Origin of the sequence: Streptomyces sp. NPDC001351, from assembly GCF_042896045.1 — a bacterium.
Taxonomy (GTDB): domain Bacteria; phylum Actinomycetota; class Actinomycetes; order Streptomycetales; family Streptomycetaceae; genus Streptomyces.
On sequence record NZ_JBIAWS010000025.1, the window covers coordinates 25,743 to 45,089 of the forward strand.

The 19,347-nt window shown below is 68.3% G+C and carries 22 protein-coding genes and 1 pseudogene; 6 read left to right on the forward strand and 17 right to left on the reverse strand.

Translation table 11 applies throughout. The features are described 5' to 3' along the window. Nucleotides 1-44: 44 nt before the first annotated feature. Entirely contained in the window at nucleotides 45-965 is a 921-nt protein-coding gene (locus ACFY1U_RS48580) for a LysR family transcriptional regulator (RefSeq protein WP_390700516.1), read from the forward strand. Between the two features lie 217 nt (nucleotides 966-1,182). Further along, nucleotides 1,183-1,653, forward strand: coding sequence for a hypothetical protein (locus ACFY1U_RS48585; RefSeq protein ID WP_390700517.1), 471 nt, complete (start codon nucleotides 1,183-1,185; stop codon nucleotides 1,651-1,653). Here ACFY1U_RS48585 and ACFY1U_RS48590 read toward each other — a convergent pair. The 9 genes from ACFY1U_RS48590 to ACFY1U_RS48630 form a co-directional block, all read right to left on the reverse strand. After that, nucleotides 1,613-1,942 (reverse strand): hypothetical protein, encoded by a 330-nt coding sequence (locus tag ACFY1U_RS48590; RefSeq protein ID WP_390700518.1) that lies wholly within the window; start codon nucleotides 1,940-1,942, stop codon nucleotides 1,613-1,615. The two genes, ACFY1U_RS48585 and ACFY1U_RS48590, sit on opposite strands and share 41 nt — an antisense overlap. A gap of 17 nt (nucleotides 1,943-1,959) precedes the next feature. Beyond that, nucleotides 1,960-2,919, reverse strand: a complete 960-nt coding sequence (locus ACFY1U_RS48595; protein ID WP_390700519.1) for a DMT family transporter — start codon at nucleotides 2,917-2,919, stop codon at nucleotides 1,960-1,962. A 31-nt stretch (nucleotides 2,920-2,950) separates the two neighbouring features. After that, complete coding sequence (locus tag ACFY1U_RS48600) at nucleotides 2,951-3,694, reverse strand: ABC transporter ATP-binding protein (RefSeq protein ID WP_390700520.1); 744 nt, start codon at nucleotides 3,692-3,694, stop codon at nucleotides 2,951-2,953. Continuing rightward, nucleotides 3,691-4,512, reverse strand: a complete 822-nt coding sequence (locus tag ACFY1U_RS48605; RefSeq protein WP_351483015.1) for an ABC transporter ATP-binding protein — start codon at nucleotides 4,510-4,512, stop codon at nucleotides 3,691-3,693. Before ACFY1U_RS48605 ends, ACFY1U_RS48600 begins: the two co-directional genes overlap by 4 nt. Further along, the gene (locus ACFY1U_RS48610; RefSeq protein WP_390700521.1) at nucleotides 4,509-5,819 is read right to left on the reverse strand and encodes a branched-chain amino acid ABC transporter permease; all 1,311 of its coding nucleotides are present in this window, start codon (nucleotides 5,817-5,819) and stop codon (nucleotides 4,509-4,511) included. The genes ACFY1U_RS48605 and ACFY1U_RS48610 overlap by 4 nt, the downstream gene beginning before the upstream one ends. A gap of 2 nt (nucleotides 5,820-5,821) precedes the next feature. Then, nucleotides 5,822-6,868: a branched-chain amino acid ABC transporter permease gene (locus ACFY1U_RS48615; protein ID WP_390700522.1), complete on the reverse strand. Its 1,047-nt coding sequence runs from the start codon at nucleotides 6,866-6,868 to the stop codon at nucleotides 5,822-5,824. A gap of 95 nt (nucleotides 6,869-6,963) precedes the next feature. Then, nucleotides 6,964-8,235 (reverse strand): branched-chain amino acid ABC transporter substrate-binding protein, encoded by a 1,272-nt coding sequence (locus ACFY1U_RS48620; protein ID WP_390700523.1) that lies wholly within the window; start codon nucleotides 8,233-8,235, stop codon nucleotides 6,964-6,966. Nucleotides 8,236-8,703: 468 nt separating this feature from the next. Further along, the gene (locus tag ACFY1U_RS48625) at nucleotides 8,704-9,567 is read right to left on the reverse strand and encodes a DUF1989 domain-containing protein (RefSeq protein ID WP_390700524.1); all 864 of its coding nucleotides are present in this window, start codon (nucleotides 9,565-9,567) and stop codon (nucleotides 8,704-8,706) included. Then, the gene (locus ACFY1U_RS48630; RefSeq protein ID WP_390700525.1) at nucleotides 9,564-10,241 is read right to left on the reverse strand and encodes a GntR family transcriptional regulator; all 678 of its coding nucleotides are present in this window, start codon (nucleotides 10,239-10,241) and stop codon (nucleotides 9,564-9,566) included. Before ACFY1U_RS48630 ends, ACFY1U_RS48625 begins: the two co-directional genes overlap by 4 nt. Nucleotides 10,242-10,376: 135 nt before the next feature. Between ACFY1U_RS48630 and speB the strand changes: the two genes are divergently transcribed. Beyond that, on the forward strand, nucleotides 10,377-11,318 hold the full coding sequence (speB, locus tag ACFY1U_RS48635; RefSeq protein ID WP_390700526.1) for an agmatinase: 942 nt from the start codon (nucleotides 10,377-10,379) through the stop codon (nucleotides 11,316-11,318). Nucleotides 11,319-11,971: 653 nt separating this feature from the next. Here the strand turns inward: speB and ACFY1U_RS48640 are convergent. From ACFY1U_RS48640 to ACFY1U_RS48650, 3 genes are read right to left on the reverse strand one after another with little or no spacing between them, the layout of a single operon-like run. Beyond that, complete coding sequence (locus ACFY1U_RS48640) at nucleotides 11,972-12,994, reverse strand: LLM class flavin-dependent oxidoreductase (protein ID WP_390700527.1); 1,023 nt, start codon at nucleotides 12,992-12,994, stop codon at nucleotides 11,972-11,974. 14 nt (nucleotides 12,995-13,008) lie between these two features. Then, nucleotides 13,009-13,497 carry a cation transporting ATPase C-terminal domain-containing protein gene (locus ACFY1U_RS48645; RefSeq protein ID WP_390700528.1) on the reverse strand — a complete coding sequence of 163 codons (489 nt, stop codon included), beginning with the start codon at nucleotides 13,495-13,497 and terminating at the stop codon, nucleotides 13,009-13,011. Between the two features lie 24 nt (nucleotides 13,498-13,521). After that, nucleotides 13,522-14,439 (reverse strand): NADP-dependent oxidoreductase, encoded by a 918-nt coding sequence (locus ACFY1U_RS48650; RefSeq protein ID WP_390700529.1) that lies wholly within the window; start codon nucleotides 14,437-14,439, stop codon nucleotides 13,522-13,524. A gap of 517 nt (nucleotides 14,440-14,956) precedes the next feature. Here ACFY1U_RS48650 and ACFY1U_RS48655 point away from each other — a divergent pair. After that, nucleotides 14,957-15,637: an insulinase family protein gene (locus ACFY1U_RS48655; RefSeq protein ID WP_390700530.1), complete on the forward strand. Its 681-nt coding sequence runs from the start codon at nucleotides 14,957-14,959 to the stop codon at nucleotides 15,635-15,637. Nucleotides 15,638-15,773: 136 nt separating this feature from the next. Here ACFY1U_RS48655 and ACFY1U_RS48660 read toward each other — a convergent pair whose 3' ends face one another. The 3 genes and pseudogenes from ACFY1U_RS48660 to ACFY1U_RS48670 all read right to left on the reverse strand — a co-directional run. Then, nucleotides 15,774-16,073, reverse strand: coding sequence for a transcriptional regulator (locus tag ACFY1U_RS48660; protein ID WP_390700531.1), 300 nt, complete (start codon nucleotides 16,071-16,073; stop codon nucleotides 15,774-15,776). After that, nucleotides 16,070-16,543 (reverse strand): hypothetical protein, encoded by a 474-nt coding sequence (locus tag ACFY1U_RS48665; protein WP_390700532.1) that lies wholly within the window; start codon nucleotides 16,541-16,543, stop codon nucleotides 16,070-16,072. The genes ACFY1U_RS48660 and ACFY1U_RS48665 overlap by 4 nt, the downstream gene beginning before the upstream one ends. A 74-nt stretch (nucleotides 16,544-16,617) precedes the next feature. After that, nucleotides 16,618-16,803: pseudogene (locus ACFY1U_RS48670) on the reverse strand (helix-turn-helix transcriptional regulator); the annotation flags it as partial. Nucleotides 16,804-16,909: 106 nt separating this feature from the next. Between ACFY1U_RS48670 and ACFY1U_RS48675 the strand changes: the two are divergent. After that, complete coding sequence (locus tag ACFY1U_RS48675; RefSeq protein WP_390700533.1) at nucleotides 16,910-17,053, forward strand: hypothetical protein; 144 nt, start codon at nucleotides 16,910-16,912, stop codon at nucleotides 17,051-17,053. Between the two features lie 9 nt (nucleotides 17,054-17,062). Here ACFY1U_RS48675 and ACFY1U_RS48680 read toward each other — a convergent pair whose 3' ends face one another. Together ACFY1U_RS48680 and ACFY1U_RS48685 are read right to left on the reverse strand one after the other, a co-directional pair. Then, a complete protein-coding gene (locus ACFY1U_RS48680) occupies nucleotides 17,063-17,593 on the reverse strand; it encodes a hypothetical protein (protein WP_390700534.1) in 531 nt (176 codons plus the stop codon). Then, nucleotides 17,548-17,877 (reverse strand): hypothetical protein, encoded by a 330-nt coding sequence (locus ACFY1U_RS48685; RefSeq protein ID WP_390700535.1) that lies wholly within the window; start codon nucleotides 17,875-17,877, stop codon nucleotides 17,548-17,550. The genes ACFY1U_RS48680 and ACFY1U_RS48685 overlap by 46 nt, the downstream gene beginning before the upstream one ends. A 1,152-nt stretch (nucleotides 17,878-19,029) precedes the next feature. On the opposite strand from ACFY1U_RS48685, the gene ACFY1U_RS48690 reads away from it, so the two are divergent. After that, a complete protein-coding gene (locus ACFY1U_RS48690; RefSeq protein WP_390700536.1) occupies nucleotides 19,030-19,347 on the forward strand; it encodes a hypothetical protein in 318 nt (105 codons plus the stop codon).

Here is a 19,347-nt window from a genome sequence, read left to right on the forward strand (position 1 = left end):
CGGTATGGGGGATCTGATTCATAGATGCGAGGGGTGGCCGCGGCATGACGGCACCGGTCGGTTTCACGCTTGTCCAGCTGCGCTACTTCGTCGTCGTGGCGGAGGCGGGCTCCATGACCGCCGCCGCGGAGCAGTTGCACATCGCCCAGTCCGCGGTCTCCACGGCCGTCTCCAACCTGGAGCGCGACCTGCGGGTGCAGTTGTTCATCCGTCGGCGGGCCAAAGGGCTGACCCTCACGTCGGCCGGGGAGCGGATGCTCCATCAGGCGCGGGAACTGCTCGGCCACGCCCGTGAAGTGGCGGAGGAGGCGCGCGGTACGGGAGCCTCGCTGACCGGCACGGTGAGCCTGGGCTGTTTCCTGACACTGGCCCCGACCCTGCTGCCCCGGCTGTTCACCGTGTGCGCCGAACGTCACCCGGACCTCGAGGTCTCCGTGCTGGAGGACGAGGCCGAGGAACTCGCGTCGGCACTGCAGGGCGGGCGGATCGACTTCGCCCTCACCTACGACCTCGGACTCGACGGCGAGTTCGTCCGTGAGCCCCTCGCCGCAGCCCCGGCCTACGCGATCGTCGCGCCGGAGCACCGGCTGGCCGATCGTGGTGCTGTCGACCTCGCGGAGCTGGCGGACGACCCCCTGGTTCTCCTCGACCTGCCGCACAGCCGCGACTACTTCAGGTCCCTCGTCGGCGCGACCGGAACCAGCCCGGACGTGCGCTACCGCACGCGCAGTTACGAGACCGTGCGCTCCCTGGTCGCTCAGGGCCACGGCTACTCGGTGCTCAATCAGCGCCCCGCCACCGATCAGACCTATGTGGGCGGCGCCGTGGTCTGTCTGGACTTGACCAACGACTACCCACCCCTGGAGGTGGTGCTCGCCCGTCTCGACGGGGTTCGGCAGTCCGCGCGGGCGCGAGCGCTGATGGACGTGGTGCGCGATGTCGTGGCGGGCGCGGGTCGCCATTGAGCGCTGTGCCTCGTCAAGTCGCAGGTCGCGGGTCTGGTGTGAAGGACGAGAGACGAGAGGGGTACTCGCGCTGGTCGGCAGCCGATGACCTCTTGGTGTAGATCATGGGGCGGGTCCGGTTCCGGTGGGATGCCTGGTTCGGCTGCGCCCGCGGCTTGCCCCCCGCCTACGATCCGCCGGCAGGTCGGAACACCACGAGACCGCGGGAGGGCCCGGGATGCAGGAGCGGCAGTGGATCACCGCTCGCCGGAGCGAACTGGACGCCCTCGCCGAGGAGTTGACCAAGCAGGTTCAGGAGGTCCAGGTCGAGCGGGACGAACTGGCGATCGCGGAACGGGTGTTGAACCGCCTGGCCGAGCAGGCCCAGGCTGACGCCGAGGCTGCCGCTCCGGTATCGGCGAAGGTGGCCGGGCGGGCAGTCCTGCTCATCCCGCACCGCAGGGACGCGGCCGATGAGAGTGCGCTGCCCTGCGACTACCGCAGGATCCTGGCGATCGTGCGGGAGGCCGACGGCCCGGTGCAGGTCAGGGCGGTCGGCGAGCGGCTGGGCCTGGACGCCTCGGTGCGCGGCAAGCTGGAGCCGCTGCGGGCGAAGATGACCAAGCTCGCCGATCGCGGCTGGCTGCACAAGCGGGGCGACGGGCGGTTCACCGCACGCCCGTGGCCGCGTGGGTCGCTCCGTAACTGACGGGCCTCCGACGGCAGTTGAGTTTGTCCAGCACCGCGACGGGACGGCCGGTCTCCGGGGCGAGCGCGGTGATCAGGGCGTGCACATTCGGCAGGCACCGCGCGGCGTTGCACGGATTGACGCTGCCGAACTTACTGACCGCACCGGTGTCCGCCGACAGCCGCGAGGCGTAGCAGAAGACGATCGAGTCGTCGAAGCGGCTGGAGTAGAGGAACTTGTCCGGCAGTTCGGTGCTCCCCCGAAGAGGGCCTCCATCTGGACGCGGGACAAGAAGAGGGTGTCCTCCCATCTGCTCTCGCTGCCTCGTCAGGGTGCGCCGCGTCGGCGCCCCGCGGCGTACCTGCGGCGCACGGACGGCGCGGCGACCGGGCTGGGGTCCGCGTCCGTGTCCGACGCGTCGGGCGAGACTGTGGCGCCGAGTGCCACGCCGCCCGCGACCAGCAGGCTTCCCGACAGCTGTCCGACACCGAACGTTCCCGTACCCACCAGGGGGGCCGTCAGCGCGGCCGAGACCGGGATCAGCCCGGACAGCAAGGCCATTCCCACCGCTCCGATCCGGTGGATGGCCCCGAACCACAGCACGATTCCGACGACCGTCACGGCGACGATCTGCCACGCCAGTGCCGCCGCCTCCACTCCGTCGGGCATTCTCACCCAGGCCCGGCCGTCCACGGCCGACCCCAGCACCGCCGCCTCCACCGAGGCGATCGCGCAGGCGCAGGTGGTGAGGAGCAACGGTCCCAGCACCCTGAGCACCGGTACCACGAACAGGGCCATGACCACTTCCCCGGCCATCGCCACCAGGGACCAGACCAGGCCGGCTGCGTCCGTCCGCCCCAACCCCTGGACCACCGCCGCCCCGGCCGCCACCACCAGCGCTCCGCCGACCACGCGGCCGGAGGGGCGCCGGGACTCCATCAGCGGCGCCAGGATCGCCACCACGACCGGCGTACACCCCACGACGACGCCCGGAACGGCCGGCTCCGCCGTGCGCTCGGCGGAGAGCACCGCCACGTTGAAGCCGACCAGGCCCGCCGCCGTCACCCCAGTGAGCCGCACCCACAGCCGTGGGGTCAGCCGCCGGACCGGTGCCCAGTTTCGCCGCACACAGAAAACGGCCAGCAACAGGAACCCCAGGGCGTAGCGGACCGCCTGCCCGCCCAGGAACGGATAGTGCGCCATCTTGCTGCTCGCCACGAAGGAGACGCCGACCAGGACGGCGGAGACGGCGCCCATCAGCACGCCGAGTCGGTGCGCTCGCGTCATGGACGGCATCGCCTTCACGCGAACGCCTCCCTCAGCCGCCGAGATACGCCTTGACGATCTCCTCGTCCTCGGCCAACTCGTCTGCGGGCCCGTGAAGTTTCAGCGCACCGGACTCCAGGACGTAGGCGCGGTCCGCGACTTCGAGTGCCGCCAGCGCGTTCTGTTCCACCAGCAGGACCGTGGTGCCCTGCTCGCGGATCCGGACGATGGTTTCGAAGATGACATCGACGAGCACCGGAGCGAGGCCCATGGAAGGCTCGTCGAGCAGGAGCAGTCGCGGCTTCGCCATCATCGCCCGTCCGACGGCGAGCATCTGCTGCTCACCGCCGGACATGGTGCCGGCCTGCTGGTGGAGCCGTTCCCGGAGCCGGGGGAAGAGTTCCAGGATCCTCTCCCGGTCCTCGGCGATCCCTTCTTTGTCCTTGCGCAGGAACGCGCCCATGTCGAGATTCTCGTCGACGGTCATCCGGGGGAAGATGCGCCGGCCCTCCGGGGAGTGGGCGATGCCACGTCGGACGACTTCGTGATCGGGCACGCCGTCGAGCTTGCGGCCCTGGAAGGTCATCGTGCCGCCCCGGACGGGCAACAGGCCCGAGATAGCCCGCAGGGTGGTGGACTTGCCCGCGCCGTTCGAACCGATCAGGGTGACGATCTCGCCCGGGTAGACGGTGAGCGAGAGGCCCTTCACCGCGGCGATGTTGCCGTAGTAGACGTGGATCTCGTCGAGTTCGAGCATCGGTTCGCGCGTGTCGATCACGCCGCCTGCGCCGCTCATGTGGTCTTGCCCCTTCCGGACTTGCCGAGGTACGCCTCGATGACCCGGGTGTCGGACCTGATGTCGTCCGGGCCGCCCTCGGCGATCTTCTCTCCTCTGTCGAGCACGGTGATCCGGTCGGAGACCTGCATGACGACGCTCATGTCGTGCTCGATGAGCAGGACCGAGAGGTCCTTCTCGGCCCGCACGCGCTGGACGAACTCGGCGAACCGGCCCGACTCCTGGGGGTTCATGCCGGCGCTCGGCTCGTCCAGGAGCAGGACCGTCGGGTCGAGCGCGAGCGCCCGTGCGACCTCCAGCCGCCGCTGGTCGCCGTAGGACAGATTGCGTGCGTACTCGCCCGCGACTTTGCCGATGCCGACGAAGTCCAGCAACTCCCGGGCGGTGTCCTGGGCTTGCTTCTCCTCGCGGCGCTGCCGTCGGGTGCGCACGATCGTGTGGAAGGGGCCCGACTTCAGCTTGGAGTGCATGGCGACCTTGATGTTCTCCTCGGCCGTCATCAGTCCGAAGAGCCGGATGTTCTGGAAGGTACGGGCCATGCCGAGGGCGGCGATCCGGTGCGGTACGAGATTGGTGATGTCCTTGTCGCCCAGGACCACCCGTCCGCTGGTCGCCCGGTACAGGCCCGTCAGTACGTTGAAGAACGTCGTCTTGCCCGCGCCGTTGGGCCCGATCAGGCTCACCACGGACTGCTCCGGGATGGTGAAGCTGACGTCGTTGACGGCGACCAGGCCGCCGAACTTCACGGTGATGCGGTCGGCGTGCAGTTTCACGCCGGTGACGGCGTCCTGCGGTGCCGTCGGTGAGGTCGTCGTCATGCTTTCTCCCCCAGTCCGTCGGCCACAACGGTCTTCTCCGGCCCGTCGGCCACGGCGGTCTCCTGTGATGCGTCGGACACGACGGTCTGCAGTGGCTCGTCCAACTCGGGGGCGGGTGCTTCCATGTCGGCGTGCAGCGACTCCATGTCGGTGCGGCTGGGTTCGTGCAGCACCAGCCTGGTCCGCGACTCGGGCAGGATGCCCTCGCGGCGGAACAGCATCATCAGCACGAGGATGCCGCCGAACAGCAGGTAGTTGTACGACGGGAAGTTGATGTTCGTCCCGAACTGCTCGTTGAAGGACGTCCCGAACTGGGGCAGGCCCGTGGAGTTGACCCAGGCGAGGACGAGGGCGCCGAGCATGACCCCCCAGACGTTGCCCATGCCGCCGAGCACGACCATCGCCAGCAGGGTGATGGAGATCGAGAAGTTGAACCGGTCGGGCAGGACGCCTCCGACATGCGTGGCGAAGGCGACGCCCGCCAAGCCTCCCGCCACCGCGCCGACGGCATAGGCCGAGAGCTTGGTGCGCATGAGTGGTACGCCCATCATGCTCGCGGCGAGCTCGTCCTCACGGATGGCCAGCCAGGCGCGGCCGAGCCGGCCCTCGCGCAGTCGCAGTGAGATGAAGACGACGAGGGCGGCGATCCCCACGAAGATCAGGTACTTCCACACCAGGTCGAACGGCCCGAGTTTGGTGGAGCCGATGCCGATGGGGTCGACCGGGGTGATGCCCTTGGTGCCGTTCGTCAGGTTGAAGCCGCCGATGTCGTCGCCGTTGGTGAAGACCTGCGGGATGATCTCGCCGAAACCGAGCGTCACCAGGGCGAGGTAGTCGCTCTTCAGTCGAAGGGTGGGCGCGCCGATGATCACGCCCCACAGCGCACAGAACGCACCGGCGACGAGGAGCACCAGCCAGAAACTGACGTGGATACCCGGAAGGGTGCCCAGAGATCCGCCGAAGACATGGACGTTGACCTGGTAGAAGAAGCTGGACATCAGCCAGCCGGCGGTGTAGCCGCCCAGCGCCCAGAAGGCGACGAAGCCCAGGTCCAGCAGACCGGCGTAACCGACCACGATGTTCAGGCCGAGCGCGCAGATCACCCAGACCAGCGCCTCGTTGACCGAGGTGAGCGGCAGCCAGTTGCGGAAGAACGTCTGGCCGTCGGGACCCAGGTTCGGGATCACGTAGTAGTACGCCAGGAACACCAGGAGCGCAGCCGTGGTGTACCCGAGTGGCCAGCGCATACGGTGCGGTACGGCCAGGCCCGGCTTCCGCCGTGCCCGGCTCGGAGCCTCGGAAGCCATGGCTACACCTTCTCCGTGGTCGGTCGGCCCAGCAGGCCTTCGGGTTTGAAGACCATCAGCAGGATGAGGATGGTGAAGACGACGCTCTGGGACCACCGCTGTCCGAACCCGTAGGGCAGACCGTCGTTGAAACCCTGGATGACGCCGATGAGCAGCCCGCCCAGCACGGCGCCGGTGATGTTGCCGATGCCGCCGAGGACCGCGGAGGTGAAGGCGATGAGTCCCATCTGGTACCCCAGGTTGTACGCCGTGGTGCCCACGACCTGCTGGTACATGACGCCCGCGGTACCGGCCAGCGCCCCGCCGAGCAGGAACGTGAAGGAGATGGTCCGGTTCACGTTGACGCCCATCAGCCGTGCGGCGTCCTGGTCCTGGGCCACGGCTCGCATCGCCTTGCCCTGCCTGGTGCTGGTGACCACCCACCTCAGCAGCAGCAGGACCGGCACGGTCACCACGACGACGGCCAGCAGGCTGTAGTCGACCCTGAAGCCGCCGATCCCGAAGTCCCCTTCGGGGAGAACGGAAGGCCATTGCTTGGGCGTCGAGCCGTTCCACTTCAGGCCGACGAACTGAAGGATGAAGCTCATGCCGACTGCGGTGATCAGCGGGGCGAGCTTGGGAGCCCGCCGCAGGCGGCGGTAGGCCACGAACTCCAGGGTCACGTTGATGCCGCCGCAGAAGGCCATGGTGGCGACCAGCGTGACGAGGAAGAGCACCCAGCCGAGGAGGTTCGAATGGTCCGCGCCCATGACCGTGGTCAGCAGAAACCCGCTGAAGAGGGCTCCGAGCATGAACAGGTCGCCGTGAGCGAAGTTGATCAGCTCGATGATGCCGTAGACGAGGGTGTACCCGAGGGCTATGAGCGCGTAGAGCATCCCGTTGCTGAATCCCTCGGCGCCCGCCGAGAAGAACTGGGATGGTGAGTGGATCAGGTTGACGGCCAGCCAGACGACGACGCCGAGCAGGATGGCGTACGTGGCATAGCGTTGGAAGACCGCCTTGCGGTCGATCGTGGAGGGCGCCACGACGCTGGTGGCAGTTGCTGCCATGGAGGTCCTCGCGAGGGGTTGGGCTGACGATGTGGAGGGCCGGCCGCGGGGCGGGCGGCACCCGGTCGGATGCCGCCCGCCCGGCGGGCCTCAGGTCAGCTGGTGACGGGCCACGGCTTCAGGAAGTTCTCGGTGTTGTTCTTGACGTTGATCACCGAGATGTCCAGGACGTCGACGTCACCGGTCTTCGGGGAGATGGTGAGCTTCTTGCCCACAGCCGACACGTCGGCCGGGATGCTGATCCCGCTGCCCGAGAACACCTGGTCCCGGATGCTCTTGCGGGTCCCGTCGGATCCCTCGATGGCCTTCAGCATCACCTGCAGGGCCTCCACCGCGTAGAGCGCGTAGTTGGTGGCCGGATCGGAGCCGTACTTCTTCTTGTAGGCGTCGAGCAGCTTCGCGCCGACGCCGCCCTGCTCGCGCAGGGTCGTGGTGGTCAGGCCCGCGAAGGTGAGGTACGAGCCCTGGGCCTGCGCCAGCTTGTCGAAGTCCGGGTAACCGCTGAAGCCGTCGGGGGCGATGAGTTTCACCTTGGAGTTGTCACCGAGGACCTTGACCTTGTCCTTGACCAGCTGGCCGCCGTTGTTGTCGAAGATGCCGCCGAGGTAGACGCAGTCCGGGTTCGTCGCCTTGATGCTGGTGAACAGCGCGGTGTAGTTGGGTTGCTTGAGGTCCCAGGCCTGGTTGCCGAGCACCTTGATGCCCTGCTTCTTCGCCTCGTCCGCGAACGCCTTGGAAACTCCCTGACCGTAGGTCTGGTTGTCATTGAGGACGTAGCACTTCTTGACGCCGAGGTCCTTGGCGGCGAACTGGGCTCCCGCTGCGCCCTGGTAGTCGTCGGTCGCAATGACACGGGCGTAATTGCGCTTTCCGGACGGGTAATACTTCTCCGGCTCGCCCGGGTCCCAAGCCTTTGTCAGACCGGGGTTGGTGTTCGCGTGGGACACCATCAGCATGGGGCCCTTCGGGTCCTGGTTCAGAACCGGTACCTCGATCTTCGCGCAGCCGGAGTTGTAGGTGCCCATGACCGCGACCTCTTCGGTGTTGGCCACGTGGTCCTGCGCGTTCTTGGCGCAAGTCGCGTCGTCCCAGGCGCCCTTGGCGGCCGTCGAGTCGTCGTAGACCTTCAGCTTCACCTTGAACTTTCCGGCTTTGCCGCCTATCTGGTTCAGGTAGAGCTGCATCGCGTTGACCGTCGACTCGGACGCGTCCTTCGACGCTCCTTGGAGCGGCAGGTCCACACCGATGACGAGCGCGCCTCCGCTCGACGAGCTGTCGTCCGAGCCGCCCGAGGCATTGCCCCCGCAGGCGCTCACTGCGAGCCCGGTCACCGCGACCATGGCGAAAATCTTGGCTGATCTGGACATCCCACTCCTCATCACCGCAGGTAGGGTGGAATTTGGAGTGCCAGTGTTACGGGAGAACGCCTTCCATTGTTCTCATTGTGTTTCGGAATTGAACTGTGACCGTACTGCGAAGTAAGCAGAGGACACGCCAAGGAAGCGGCCCAGCAGGCGGATTGGGTCGCTTTGGTCCCACCATCCACCTGGCAGTAGTGAATTCGCGCTACGCAGCTGTCAATGCTGCCGAAATACTGTGCGCGACCCGGATAACGAGTTGATTCGCGGCGGCGACTCCGCGGCGCCTCACATGAGGGGAGGAGCTGAGCAGTTCGTCGAGTGCCTCGACCCGCCTGTGGTCCCATGCGCGGTCTGCCACAGCTTGTATGGCAGTGGACAGTAGGGAATCGGCCTAAAGCTGTCAATCCTTGATATCCCACTTCCCACCCGTCTCGGTTGCCGTGGCACAGCGCGAGAAGGAGGGGTGCCGGATGGTCAGGACGGCGCCCTGGTATCGCTCCATTCCGGCCGCCGGATGCCGTGGAGGTTGCGGTAGGCGGCCCTGGCGGGTGGGGTCCAGCCGTCCAGCAGGGCGGGGTCAGGGCGGTAGACCTCGACGCCGAGGGGGCGGCAGACCTCCAGGGGGTCGCGGGCGTCCGGACCCCACAGCGGCACGGACAGGTCACCGCCGGGGCACGTGGACAGGGCGCACAGCAGGTCGGTCTCGGCGAAGAACTCGAAGTAGTCACCCTCGCGCGCGGGGCAGTCCTTCATGAAGTACTGGTCGTCGGCGTTGAGCCCGGTGCACTGGAAGACGTTCAGCACGTCGTGCACGTCGAACTCGGTGAGGCCGTACGGCAGGACGGCCCGGACCAGGTTCGAGTGGCAGTGGAAGTCGAAGTCCTCGCCGGTGAGCATCCGGTTGACGTACGGGTCGCAGCGAGTGCCCAGCAGGTCGTGCACGCGGCCGCCGTCGGCGTCCACGCCGTAGTCGGCGAGACTGTCGGCGGTGACCGTGAACAGGGGCCGCAGGAAAGGCAGGTTGGACCACACCCGGTCGTACGTGGAGATGTGCGCCCGCTGCAGCTGGCGGGTCCGGGCGGCCCACATGCGTTCGCGCGGATCGTGGAGGTTCCACACGTTGAGGTCACCGACCTGCGGTCCCTCGATGGTGACGATGCGACAAAGGTGACCCTGCGGAACGGTCCAGGCGCGGCCGGAGCGGATCGGTATCTCGAAGGCCTCCACCGGTTCGTGGCGTACGCCCGCGAAGCGGTCGTAGAAGTCCCGGTCGACGTCGAGGGCGCCGCCCTCGGTCGCCCGGTAGGCGGCTGCGGCCTTGGACGGCTGCGAGGTCATGGGGGCGTGCCTTTCGTCCGGGAGTCCGCGCGTACGGCGTCCAGCACCTGGCGTTCGGAGTCGTCGAGGTAGAGCCTCAGGGCATCCTTCGCGTCCTGGCGGCGACCGCCACGTACGAGATTGCAGATTTCGCGATCACGGGCCACCCATGGCGTCTGGAATCCCGCCTCGTCGGCCATGACGGCGAAGGCCAGCCTGAGTTGGGCGGCGATGACGCGGAAGAACGCGTCCGTGCGGTGGCTGCCCAGCAGGGCAACCAGGGCCTGATGGAAGCGCAGGGAGGACGTGCCGACTTCGTTCCACGCCTCGGCGGTGACCGCGGCCTCCGCCGCCGCGACCCTCGCCTCCAGCGCGTCGAGCAACGGCTCGGCTGCGAACGGGCTTTCATCGACGGCGGCGAGCTCGATGGCCCGGCGGGCGATGAAGATGTCCCGCACGTCCGTGGCCGAGAGCGTCGTCACCGCCGTGCCCTTGTGCAGCCGCTGCACCACCAGGCCCTCGTCGTGCAGGGTGCGGAGCGCTTCCCGCAGCGTGTTCCGCGACACCCCGAACTCGGCTGCCAGCGCCACGTCCCGCAGGGGCGTGCCAGGCGGCAGCCGCCCCGCGACGATCCGCTCGCGCAAGGCGTCGGCCACCCCGGCGAAGCGGCCGAGACCCGTGATGGTCTGCGACATGGCGGCAGGATAGCGCAGGGATGTTGAACAACAACTATGCCGTTACACGGCGGAAACCACCCCAGGGCACCCTGTACATCACCCGATTGTTGAACAGTTCCGGGACGAGACCGCGCCGCTGGACAGGAGTGCCGCATGCCCGACCCGATCCGCCCGGTGTCCGGCACCGACGTCCCCCGCTTCGCCGGATCCGGATCCTTCGCCCGGCTGCCCGAGATCGACCGGGTCGGCGACTACGACGTGGCCGTGCTCGGAGTCCCCTTCGATGCCGGCACCTCGTATCGCCCCGGTGCCCGGTTCGGCCCCATGGCCGTGCGCCAGGCGTCCCGCCATCTCCGCCCCGGACACCACGTCGAGTTGGACACCACGCCCTTCGACCGGATCCAGGTCGTCGACGCGGGCGACGTCCCGGTCACACCCTTCTCCATCGACACGGCCCTCGGCCGGATCGAACAGCACACCCGGGAGGTCGGGCACAGCGGGCGCAGGGTGCTGGCGATCGGCGGCGATCACACCGTCGCGCTGCCGATGCTGCGCTCGGTGGTACGCGAGCACGGACCGGTCGCGCTGGTCCACTTCGACGCGCACCTGGACACGTGGGACACGTACTTCGACGCCCCGACGACGCACGGGACCGTCCTCCGCCGCGCCTTCGAGGAGGGGCTGCTGGTCGAGGACCACTCCATCCATGTGGGGATTCGAGGCCCGCTGTACGAGCGGGCGGACATGGACGAGGACAAGCGTCTCGGCTTTCGCACCATCCGGGCGAGCGACCTCGACGACCTCGGCGCCGCCGGTACGATCCAGGCCGTCACGGAACGGGTCGACGACCTGCCGGTGTATCTGTCCATCGACATCGACGTACTGGACCCGGCCTTCGCCCCCGGCACGGGCACCCCGGAGTCGGGCGGCCTGACCAGCCGCGAACTGCTGCGTGTGCTACGCGGACTCACGGACGTGCACCTGGTCGGCGCGGACGTGGTGGAGGTGGCCCCGGCGTACGACCACGCCGAGATCACGTCGATCGCCGCGGCAACGGTCCTGTTCGACATCATCTGCCTCATGTCCCGCAGGTAGAAGGCGCGAACCCGCGCTCCTGCATGGCGAGGGGTGCCCGGTTCGTCCCGCACTCGCGCTCGACGGCATCGGGGCAGGTTGGTCTCGTCAATCGGCAAGATTGTGTGTGTTTTTGGGGGATTCCCGATGAACGTGTCCTTCGTCAGCTTCCGCGTTGCCTCTGCGGAGGGCAGCCAGGTATTCGGCCGATTGCAACGGTCGTAGTAGTCGAGGCCTTTGGCGAAGGCGGTCAGCCGGTCGGTGCCCGCATTTTGGTACCCGTCCACGCCACCCAGTTCTTTGGCCGCGTGCACGCGGTCCAAGCCGTAGCGAGTTCACCAGCACAGGCGACGCGGACGTCGAGGACCTCTTCGACCGGGACTTCTACCTCGAACTCGTAAATCGCGCCTACGTCTCCGAGCTCCCCACGCCGATCACCGCCTCCGAGCTCAACGCCAAGGACCCCCGTGTCGTCCGGCAGATCGCGGCGGTGTTCAGGAAGCGGAAGATCACCACGCGCGCTCGGCGGCGGCGACGGCTCCCTCGATGTCGTACAGGCCGATGCCGATGGCGTACGCCACCACAGTCCCCGTGACACGGGCCGACCGTGTCGACGGATCAGGCGTCTGGCCGCGCCTGGCTCACCTCATCCTGCGCACAACCCCCCGCCGTGCTCACCGCCACCCCAGGGCCGGAGCGACGTGGGTCAGGATGCTCTCGATGACGTGGGCGTTGTAGGCGACTCCGAGCTGGTTCGGCACGGTCAGCAGGAGCGTGTCGGCGGCGGCGACCGCTTCGTCCTCGGCGAGCTGCTTGACCAGGACGTCGGGCTCGGCGGCGTAGGAACGGCCGAAGATCGCACGGGTGTTGGCGTCGATATAGCCTATCTGGTCCTTGGAGTTGGCCTCGCGGCCGAAGTAGGCGCGGTCACGGTCGTCGACCAGTGCGAAGATGCTGCGGCTGACCGACACCCGAGGTTCGCGGGTGTGCCCCGCCTTCCGCCAGGCCTCACGGTAGGCCTCGATCTGCTTGCGCTGCTGGACGTGCAGCGGTTCGCCGCTCTCGTCGTCCTTGAGGGTCGAGCTCTGCAGGTTCATCCCGAGGGTGGCTGCCCATGTGGCGGTGGCGTTCGAGCTGGATCCCCACCAGATACGGTCCCTGAGGCCTTCGGAGTGCGGTTCGACGCGCAGTAGCCCGGGCGGGTTGGAGAACATCGGATTGGGGTTGGGCTCCGCAAATCCCTCACCCGTCAGCACGTCGAGGAGCCGCTCGGTGTGGGCGCGTGCCATGTCGGCGTCGGTGGCACCTTCGGCCGGCAGGTGCCCGAAGTGGCGCCAGCCGTCGATGACCTGCTCCGGGGATCCCCTGCTGATGCCGAGCTGCAGTCGGCCACCGGAGATCAGGTCCGCCGCTCCGGCGTCCTCGGCCATGTACAGCGGGTTCTCGTAGCGCATGTCGATCACGCCGGTGCCGATCTCGATCCGGCTGGTCCGTGCACCGATGGCGGCGAGCAGCGGGAACGGCGAGGCGTGCTGCCGCGCGAAGTGATGGACGCGGAAGTACGCGCCGTCGGCGCCCAGCTCCTCTGCGGCGACCGCGAGGTCGATCGCCTGGAGAAGGGAATCCGCTGCCGAGCGCGTCTGCGAGTGCGGCGACGGCGTCCAGTGTCCGAAAGACAGGAACCCGATCTTCTTCATATCGCTTTCAACAATCAAGGTCGGCGTTCATTCCCCGCCGATGCGGGGGAGCGGAGTCGTGAGCGGCGGGCCAGTAGTTTGCCGAGTTCCCATGCGATGAGCAGGGCGAGGGCCGCAAGGAGGGCCCAGTCGAACTGCCGTGCGTCGATCTCGGTCGTTCCCGGCAGGCGCCGGAAGCCGTCCATCTGCGTGACCGGCACAGACAGCACCAGCTGGGTCAGGGCCACCCAGTTCATCTGCTTGCTGTCGAAGGTGGAGGCATGCAGCACGGACTCCCTCTCGCTGCGGCACTCGAAGGCCGCCACGATCAGACAGAGGGAGAAAGTGGTGAAGGCGATCGACTGGCCGGTCGCGACGCTGTCGTAGTGTGCCTGGCCGAGCTTGATCAGCCCCAGCAGGGCGAGGGTGATCGCCAGCCCGGCGAGCCCCGCCGTGACCAGGACGGGTCGCGTGAGCACCGGCTCCCGACACCGGGCAGGTTCAGCGGTCGTCCAGCCCACCACCGTTGTTGGCCCATTCCAGGGCGATCAAGGGCGCACGCGAATGACGGTCTTGCCCTTGCGCCGTTCGGTCGAGTTGAGCGCGGGGACGGCGTCGTCGAGGGTTGCGACGGTTCCGATGTGCGTGCGAAGGCGCCCGTCCCGCACCCGGTCGACGATCTCCACCAGCTGACTCGGAACGGACTCGACGACGAAGTCGACCGCCAAGCCGTCGACAGGGCGAGCCTCAACAGGCCCGACCACCGACACCAGCGTTCCGCCAGGCCGGATGATTCTCGCCGAGCGCCTTTGGATGTCAGCGCCGATGACATCGAAGACCACGTCGACCCCGCCGATGTCGTCGAGATCCTCGGTGGCGGGGTCGAGGAACTCGTTCGCGCCGAAGTCGAGCGCCGCCTGGCGGTCCGCTGCCCGCCCGGTACCGATGACGTAGGCGCCGAACTCCCGGGCGAGCTGCGTAACCACAGACCCGACTGCGCCGGCGGCGCCGTGCGCGAGGACGCTCTGACCCGCCCGAAGACGACCGTGCTGGAACAGACCTTGCCACGCGGTCAGGCCGGAGATCGGCAGGCTCGCACCCACCGTGAAGTCGACGTTCCCCGGCAGCGGCGCCAGGTTGCGTGCCTCCACGGCCGCGTACTCGGCCAGGGTTCCATCGCGGTGCCAGTCCGTGATCCCGAACACCCGCTGTCCCAGCGAGAGCCCCGTCGTGCCGTAGCCGAGGGAGGTGACCACTCCGGCGAACTCGTGGCCGATGATCGCCTGGGCTCGATCGCGACCGGCGCGATCGACCCACGTCGAGGGCCACTCCCACTCCGCGGGGACGAAGCCCGACGCATGGACTTCAACGACGACGTCGTTGATCGCCGGCGTCGGCTCAGGCCGCTCCGCGAGTGTGATCCCGGCTGCTTCCGCGGCCGGATCCGTCGCGACGATTGCCTTCACTGGTACCTCCCTATATCTCGTGCTCGCTGGCTCTGTGCGCCGCCCAACCCATGGAGTGGGCTGACTAGCCCACAGAGGAACGGCAACCAGACCCGTCATCACAGACGGATGGACCACTGCAACGCGTGGAGTCCAACGGGAGTTCGACGAGTGCCACACACCCAGGGCAGCAGCACCCACCCACGCGCCAGTCTCATGGCGATGTCGGATACGACATTGGTACGACACGGCTCGTGCGATTACGACATCAGCCGTAAGACCCAGCACATGCGTATGCCCGTATGCGGGGCGGCGGTGGGGCTCGTAGTGTCCCGACGCGTTGAGTCTGTCCGTGGATCTTGTGGTGAGCTGCGGGGTGCCAGGTGGAGTGAGAAAGCTCGACGCGGGATTCTCGGTGCGCCTGGATTCCGCGGAATCCGGGGCGGTCGGCCCGTCGCTGCCTCGGAAGTCGGGCGTGGGGTGTCGTGGCGCCGGGAGGCCAGGTGCGGAGCAGGTTGGTCGAGACCGCCCATAGGTCGTGGTCGGCCCGCTCGACGCCGCAGCGGTCACGGCTGCTGCCCACCACGCGCTCGGCGGCTGGGACGGTGAACCGGCGCCCACGCCTGGACCGTTCCCGGAGCCCGACCGACTGCTGATCCTCCAGGACCGCACGGCAGGGGACGTCCAGTTGCTCTGCGCGGCGCCGGAGCCCGCCGAGGGCGCGGCGGAGGCCGCCCGGTACGTCGCCACGGCCGCGTTCGGTGGCTTCTACGGCTCTCGCCTGGCGGCCCGTCACGCCGAACTGTCGGCCCAGGGCTTCGAGATCTACTCGGGTCGGGATGTGCTGCTCGACATCCCCCGGTCGCTGGTACGTGCCCGGATGCCCCGTTCGCAGGCCAGGCAGGTGCTGACTGCGCTGCGGGAGGAGTTCCGGCGCATCGCGCGGGAGCCGTTCAGCTCGGCGGAGGTCGCCCGGGCCAGCGGGTTCTGCGCCGCCCAGCTACTCGCCGCGTTCGACTCCCCGGCGCTGCTGGCCGATCTGCTGCGGCAGTTGGCGGCCGCCGGCCACCAGGTCGTCGAGCTGGACCGGTTGCCCGCGCGGCTGCGGGCGGTGTCCGCCGACGAGGTGTCATCGGCAGGCGCGCAGCTGTTCGACGAGCGGGCGATGACCACGGTCGCCCTGGGGGACCTGGACGCCGACGCCCTGGCAGCGCCCTGACACCAAGTCTCCGCCAGTGAGGGGCATCCCCAAGGGGCGCGAGGAACTGCGCGAATCGGAAGGCTGCGGGCCTGTGCCTTCCGCTTCGCGCGGTTTCCCGCGCCCCTGTTGTGGCTGATGCGTTGGCCTGTACGCCCTAAACGGGCCCGGCCAGCGCCGCCATCCGCCGCAGTTCGGCCAGGTGCCCCTTCAGTGCCGTGCGGCCCGACGGGGTGAGCGCCAGCCAGGTGTGGGTACGGGCGTTCAGCGGTACCTTCCGAATCTCCACGTACTGCGCCGCCTGCAGGACCTTCACCTGCTTGCTCAGCACGGAGTCGCTCACCCCGAGGGTGTCGCGGACGACCGCGAACTCCAAGGCCTCCACTCCGGCGAGCAGCGCGCAGATCTGCAGCCGGTGCGCCGGGTGGATGACCTCGTCGAACCTCGGGCCGCTCATGCGCCGCTTCGCAGGTCCCGGCGGAGCGCGACGTCGTTGCGGACGGTCGTCCAGATGGTCAGCGCGGCCGCCGCGAGCCCGGCCGCCGTCATCGCGCCGGGCAGCCCGGCGGCCATCTTGAGGGTCAGCCCGAGGCCGCCGAGCAGGATCAGCAGCACCAGGAAGGCGCCGTTCAGCCCCCGCGCGCTCGGCGTCGAGACCGCCTGGGACACCGAGATGCCCGTGGACCTGGCCACCGTCCAGCTCAGTGCGAGCGGCATCAGGACGCCGCCGGCGACGACGCCGGAGGGCACCAACGACCCGCCGACGTCGATCGAGGCAAACACGGTGGCCACCGACAGACCGAGCCCCGCGTGGTACCACCACGGGCTGGCCACCCGGTCGGCGATCCGGCTGCGGACCTCGCTGACACCGTCGAGTGCGGCGCGGGCGGCGGCGATGTTCTCAGGCGTGCTCTTGTCGCTTTCCATGATGGAAAACATAGCACCGACTTTCCGCAATGGAAAGTCGGATGTCCGTGGCCACGACGGTGCTTGACGTTCCGTCAGACCCAGCCGCGCTCGCGGGCCAGCAGCGCCGCCTGCGGCCTGCTGGCCGCGTCGAGCGTCTGCAGCAGCTCGGCCACGTAGCGGCGGTACGTCCGCACCGACATGCCCAGATCGCGCGCGCCGATCTCGTCCTTGACGCCGCGACACATCGCCTCCAGGACGCGCTGCTCGGTGTCCCCGAGGCCCGGGTCCGCCATCCGCCAAACGTCTGCGAGCCCGAAGAAGTGCAGCCCGACCACAAGCGCGATCCAGGGCCCAGTCGCCTGGGGGGCGTGCAGCAGGCCATTGATGAGCACGATCCCTGTCAGTCCGATTGCGGCCTCGATGGCGCAGAAGGTCCGCACGATGGAGAAAACGGTCGTCCACTACGGCGACATCACCCTGACCTACCTGAGCTACCGACGAAATGCGGTTCGCGGGGTGACGGAATGAGGCGAGGCTTCAGTTGGTGGAGCGTCCGCCTCGGGTACGGCGGCGTGGGCGCCGTACGGGGATCCCAGTTTGGGAGCGCGCTTGCTGCCGTGGGATCGCCGGCACTGGGCGGTGGACGAAATCGGCGGCCGCGGTAAGGGCTTGGCGGGCCTCGACCGTCGTCGTTGCAGGCTGGTTCCGTTCCCGGGCGAGCTTGTCGATCTCTCGTACGAAGCTCTCCAGCAGATCCGTCAAGTTGGCCTTCTCCAGGTCGGTTGTGCGGTCGTCGACGACTGCGGCGATGTCATCGAGCCACCACAGCGACATGCCGTCGACCACGAGACCGCCTCTCTGCTGCAAGAGCTGGTGACACAGGCGCTGCGCGATCGGGAAGCGAGGCAGATTCCCTGCCAGTCGGCCCGACCGCTCCACCTCATCAGCGGCATCCATCGGTTCATAAGCGCGTGCGGTCTCGGGAGCCCGTCGCTCATCAGGACGCCGTACCTGCTCGGCCTTCAGCCTCTGGGCCTTCTGCTGAGCGCCGTGTTGGTGCTCACGCACAGTGCCTCATTGAAGCTGCACCACGGCATGCCGACCGCTCGCCCCGACTCGATGGCCTTCAGCTGCCCAGCATCCGCCTGTTCCCGCAGGTACTGCCACAGCTTCGCCCGGATGACCGCGGCCTCGCCCATCACGTCTTTCGGGTCGACCTTGGCGGTGTCGACCTTCAGCTTGCTGGCCGTCCGCTCCGTGTGCCGCAGCACCAGCAGCAGCTCGTCGAACGCCGGGAATCGCTCGAACTCGGGATCGCCCCCGACCTGGTACAACTCCCGGAGCCGATCCACGAGTGCCACCGTGTTGATTTCTCCGAGACGGATCGCGGGCCCGCTTCGGACGCGGCTTCTTCGACTGTGCCACCACCCCAGAAGACTGCGCTCCGCGTCGACTCCCAATCTGGGATCCGCCGTGATCCACCCGAATCAGCGACCAGACCGCCAGCGCCGAAGTTCCGGGGCTCCCGAGGGAAGTGGGGCGAGCACTTCCCCCGAACTCGAAGCCCTCGACTCTGGAACGACCATCGGCATCCGCACGGTGCACAGCCGGATCCACGCCAGACCTGCGAAGTAGACCGATGAGACACATCAGGGAAATGAGCGAGCGCGAGTACTTCTCCTGCGTCGGCCGGCGTCCCGGCATGTTCGTCGGCACAGCCTCATCGTTCCACCAGCTGACCGCCTTCCTCACCGGCTACGACCAGCACGCGATACGCCACGGCGGACAGGGGCCACAGGCTGGCACGACTGGCTCGTCGCCCGCCGCGGCCGCAGCTGCAACCACGCCTGGCCCGGACACGTCCTGCATATCGCGCTCCCAGAGGGCTGGAACAACATCGCCGACCTGCCCCCCAAGGACGAGAAGCACGCGATCAAGGTCCTGTTCCAGCTCCTCGACGAGTTCGTCACCAAACGCGAGACAAGTCCTGGCCCTCAAAACTCAGATTGAGCGAGACGCCGACCGCGCCTCCGTCTCGCACAATCTGAACCACCGCTGGTCACAGCCCCGACGTGGTTCACCTTCAGTGAGACGGGTCAGTGGCCGCGACGGCCGCCGTCCACTTCGGTACGCAGAGTTCCTCGGCTGGCTCCTCCCCGTCCGCGCAGGCGCGGCCATCCGCCTCGCCCGCGAGCAGCAGGACAGGGGCGCGGAACTCAAGGTCGTCCGCGCCACATTCGAGCTGGCCACAGGTAAGTCCGTGGCGGCGGGGGCCACGACGCGAGCGTTGCTCATCGGACGTCGACGCAGTCGGTGACCCGAGTGTTTCTGAGGTAGTGGTCCCCGGCCGGGCTCCTGGTGGCCTTGCCGCACAGTGACTTCGGCCGCGCACCCTCCGCGCACCCTCCGCGCCCCCTGCCCGCTCCCCGCACCTCCGGTGCAGGTCGTGGTGGGGCTTGCTCAAGTGGGTAGGCTGGTACGGGCGTTGGCGCGGGGGAGGCGGTATGGGTACGAGGATCTCGGTGTCGGTCGGCGGGCTGACCGGGCTGGACGACCGGGAGCGGCTGCTCGCGGAACTGGAGGCGGAGACCGGTCTTGAGTGGCGGGCGCGGGAGGTCGAGCAGGACGGTGTCCTCACCGGTGGCATCGTGGAGATCGTCCTCGTCGCCGTGGTCGGGAAGGCCACCGAGCTGGCCGTGTCCGCCGCGGTGGACTCCGCCAAGAAGGTCGTCGAGCGCTGGCGGAGCGAGCGGCTGGACCCGCCGCCGGAGGCCTCGGTGGACGTAGCCCCCCTGACCGGTTCGGAAGACGGGGACGGGTGA